Here is a 3,641-nt window from a genome sequence, read left to right as displayed (position 1 = left end):
AGACGCATCAAACTCAAATCAGTTGATGAAATCTCTTTGGGCTTGTAATACAACGTACTGCGATTGATTTGAATCAATTGCGATTGTTGTCGTACCGAAAGTTGATGGGTCTTATCGATCATTTTTTGCCGCTCAGCTGCCCTATTTTTCTGAGCGCACCTTCTAAAAAATCAATTTGCAATGCCTGATGTCCTATCTTGGCATGTAGAGCTTTGAGGTCAATCTCTGGTTCTTGTTGTGCTGTTGGTCGTGAAAAAATATTGACTGATTGCTCAAGCAGTTGATTTTTCCAATCGATGATTTGGTTTTGATGTAAATCGAATTGAGTAGAAAGTTCAGCGAGTGTGTGGTCGCCTTTAATTGCTGCGAGAGCAACTTTAACTTTAAACTCTGCTGAATGATTACGACGTTTTCTTCGTGTCATGGTTGACTCCAAAAACAAGCATTTCCCATGCTTATTGGGGAGTAGATTATCACTTATAGACGTGGTCTAAAATCCTAGAACCACATCACATTTTCAGTTAAAGTATGACTTATGGGATGCAAAACTACGTTGGGCGTGAAGTCATAAAAAAATTAATCAGGATTTTGCATAAATAGTGCGCCGTAAGGCGCATTATTTTTAAGGAAGGTTTGTATTACTCGACAATATATAACTTATGTTTTTTCTTCGGGGGCTCAACTTTAACTAAAGCATCAAATGTTAATTGATTAAAATCTTCTTCAGAGATTCCAATTTCATCAAGCATTTTATTTTTATCAAAAGATGGTTGTGAGGCTAAAACAGAGATAATTTTGGGCAACATCAAACTCTCATCTCGATGAGTTTCTTCAGGTTCATTAATGTTGTAGCCCAACGAATTGATCTTTATAGAGTTACTACGATTAACCCAATCACTAACTAATCCCAGCTTGTGAGCTTTATAGTTAATAGCCTTCAGGGATGTTCGCCAAATCTTTTTATACTCAATCATATTTTCTAGTGAAAAATAGCGTGGAGCAGTAGAAAGAAATGCATCTGTTGGCATTAAAAATTCAGATGAAAATTGATCCGCTTCAGTTTCGAGAACACGATTATCTTTCTCGACACGAATTTTTTTGTTATGCGTATGCATAACGATATGACCAAGTTCGTGTGCACAATCGAAGCGGGCTCTTTCGGCAGACTTAAATGTATTTAGAAATATGAAAGGGCTACCACTTTCATCATCAAAAAAAGATAGTGCATCAATTTCTCGAATTTCAGTCGGTAATCTAAAGACACGGATTCCCTTTAGCTCACACAACGAAACAATGTTATTAATAGGTTGATTACCTAAAGCCCATAAACCTCTCAACTCTGACGCTAGGTGATCGGCATACTTAGATTCACCCAAAAACTCAGTAATATCTAAATCAGGACGGTGAAAAGTAGGTAACTTTACTTTCTGATTTAAGTACTTGTTAATATTTATTGCTAAAAGAGTATATGCCTCATTAGCTTTTCTATGCTGTGCTTTAATACGAGCAACCGATCTATAGAAGATTTGGTCTGTTTCATGTGGTTGTGTGTCATTACCTGCAAAGAATGACTTGGGTAAATTTAATACACGGCATATATCATCTTGATCATTTTCATTGATTTCTTTATCCACGTCTAAAAGTTGCTTTACCTTAGAGATAGAGCAACTCAATTTTTCTGCGAAATCGGTATTGCTAAGTCCTCGTAATTCTTTAGCAATACGTAAACGATCTTTATTAAACACATTAACCTCAGATTAAACTACAAGCTGAATATCAAAATCATCTGGTTTAATTTCATTAGATGGTTCCAATACTGGCTTAGGATCAGTTTTTACAGGAACTGTATTATCTATTTCAAATGCAATTCTGCAAGTATGGTCACTTGGTAAAATTGAAATTTTTTTCGCTTTTAAGTCCTGTACGAAGCTAGTTGGGTATGCAAATTCAAAAGGAATATTTGGGATATCAATGTCTTTATAGGCTGGATGTGATGCTGAAGGAAAGTATAAAATCCATGTTCTCAATTTTGTCTCATCATCATAAGCAGACTGATTCTCCTTAATATTATTTAATGTCATTAATCCTTTTTCACAGTGTGCTGATACAACTTGATCAGCTAACCCCAATGCAATATTCCCGCTCATAAAGATAATTTGTATTTTCTTTACTGTATTCTCAATTCTTGGCTGGCTGTCATTGTGGAATATCCAAGCAGGATCAGATTGTCGAAGCAGTAAAGCAATCTGTTCTCCAATTTTTCCCCATCGTGCAATAAAGCGTGCACGGTTATAGTGAGTATTTGTTCTATAGTCAGCATCACCGATCATAATTGCGTTTCTGACTAACTCGAGATCAGGTAATCCTAACTGTTTAGCTTTTTTGATAGCATTTTCACCTTTGAAAAAATCACATGGCGTGGGTTCAGAAGGTTGGATTGATTCTTCATCAAGGAGATTTAAATTCATCTTAAAAGTTATCCTAAAGTAGCGAATGTCTTTTTTATAACATCTTTTGATGTTTTAAAAAAGACATTTTTATAAATGTGTGCTATCTTCACTTACAACATGATAATAAGAATTTTGGAGAAGAGACGTTGAGTAACTTATTCATTAATCATAAAAATTGTCCTGAATGCGGTGGCCGTATCAAAGGCTATTATTACTACTGTGGGCAGTGTGGTAGTCAAAATGTTGTAAACTGGAAGCACACGGGGATATTTTTGTTGATTGCTGGAAAGATTTTTCTGGTTGCTATGCTTTTTTTGCTAAAAAATTTTGTTCAAATCCATTTTTTTCACAAGTTTCATTGTGCTAATTTTTTAAATAATTCATAGAGGTTGATAGTAAAATGAAAGTTAAAGATTTAATTAAATAATTAGAAGAGTTTGATCTGGAATTAGATGTTTTAATTGCTAATGAAGAGAACAAAATCATTGGCATAAAAACCCTAGCCCGATTCTTTGAAATAAGCTATGTTTCTTTTGTTCATCCAGAGACACAAAGAAATGATATGGAAAGAAATGTTGAATTTACCTTTGAACCGTACCGGGTTTGTCGGAGACTTTTTTATTTAAGTTAGGCCACCTGACCTAACGGGTTAATCTTATCATAGTACATTGCTTCAAACTCAAAAGGCGATACATAACCCAGTGCACTGTNNCTCGATCGTGCAATGCTTGCTCAAGTGCATCGAGTACCATATCTGTATTCATCCGTGTAGATACTTTCCATCCAACAATTGCTCGTGAGAACACATCAATAATAAAGGCGGTATAGACCCAGCCTGAATTTGTTTGAATATAGGTAAAGTCAGCAACCCACAAGTGATTAGGCTGATCAGCTCTAAAATTCCGTTTCACCAAGTCAGGTGCTCGTTTTTGGTCATCTCGACTACGGGTGGTTTGTTTGTTCTTACCTCGCCAAATACCTTGTATACCTAGCTTTTTCATTAATCGAGCAACAGTACAGCGTGCAATAATATAGCCTTCACGTTTCAGTTTTTGCCAGACTTTACGTACACCATACCGACCTGAACTTTCCTTCCAAATTCGTTTAATCTCCTCAGCATGATGCAAGTCATGTAAATCTCGCTTTGCTCGATGTTCTGGATTTTCGCAGAGATCTAGAGTCCGGTAATAG

The 3,641-nt window shown here is 35.9% G+C and carries 2 protein-coding genes and 2 pseudogenes; all 4 read right to left on the bottom strand.

What is annotated here, in order from left to right; all coding sequences use genetic code 11:
• Positions 1–424: pseudogene (locus tag B3J29_RS01915) on the bottom strand (IS3 family transposase); the annotation flags it as partial.
• A 214-nt stretch (positions 425–638) separates the two neighbouring features.
• On the bottom strand, positions 639–1,745 hold the full coding sequence (locus tag B3J29_RS01910; protein WP_002046586.1) for an ImmA/IrrE family metallo-endopeptidase: 1,107 nt from the start codon (positions 1,743–1,745) through the stop codon (positions 639–641).
• Positions 1,746–1,757: 12 nt separating this feature from the next.
• On the bottom strand, positions 1,758–2,468 hold the full coding sequence (locus tag B3J29_RS01905; RefSeq protein ID WP_001052588.1) for a hypothetical protein: 711 nt from the start codon (positions 2,466–2,468) through the stop codon (positions 1,758–1,760).
• 609 nt (positions 2,469–3,077) lie between these two features.
• Positions 3,078–3,641, bottom strand: a pseudogene (locus B3J29_RS01900) (IS3 family transposase); the annotation flags it as partial.

Origin of the sequence: Acinetobacter sp. UBA5984 (genome assembly GCF_002429925.1) — a bacterium.
Lineage (GTDB): Bacteria > Pseudomonadota > Gammaproteobacteria > Pseudomonadales > Moraxellaceae > Acinetobacter > Acinetobacter variabilis.
Note: the sequence above shows the minus strand (reverse complement) of the source record. Positions and strands in the feature narration are given on the sequence as shown.

Coding starts and splice junctions, on each gene's coding strand:
- B3J29_RS01905 (WP_001052588.1), bottom strand. CDS start 2,468: ATGAATTTAAATCTCCTTGATGAAGAATCAATCCAACCTTCTGAACCC.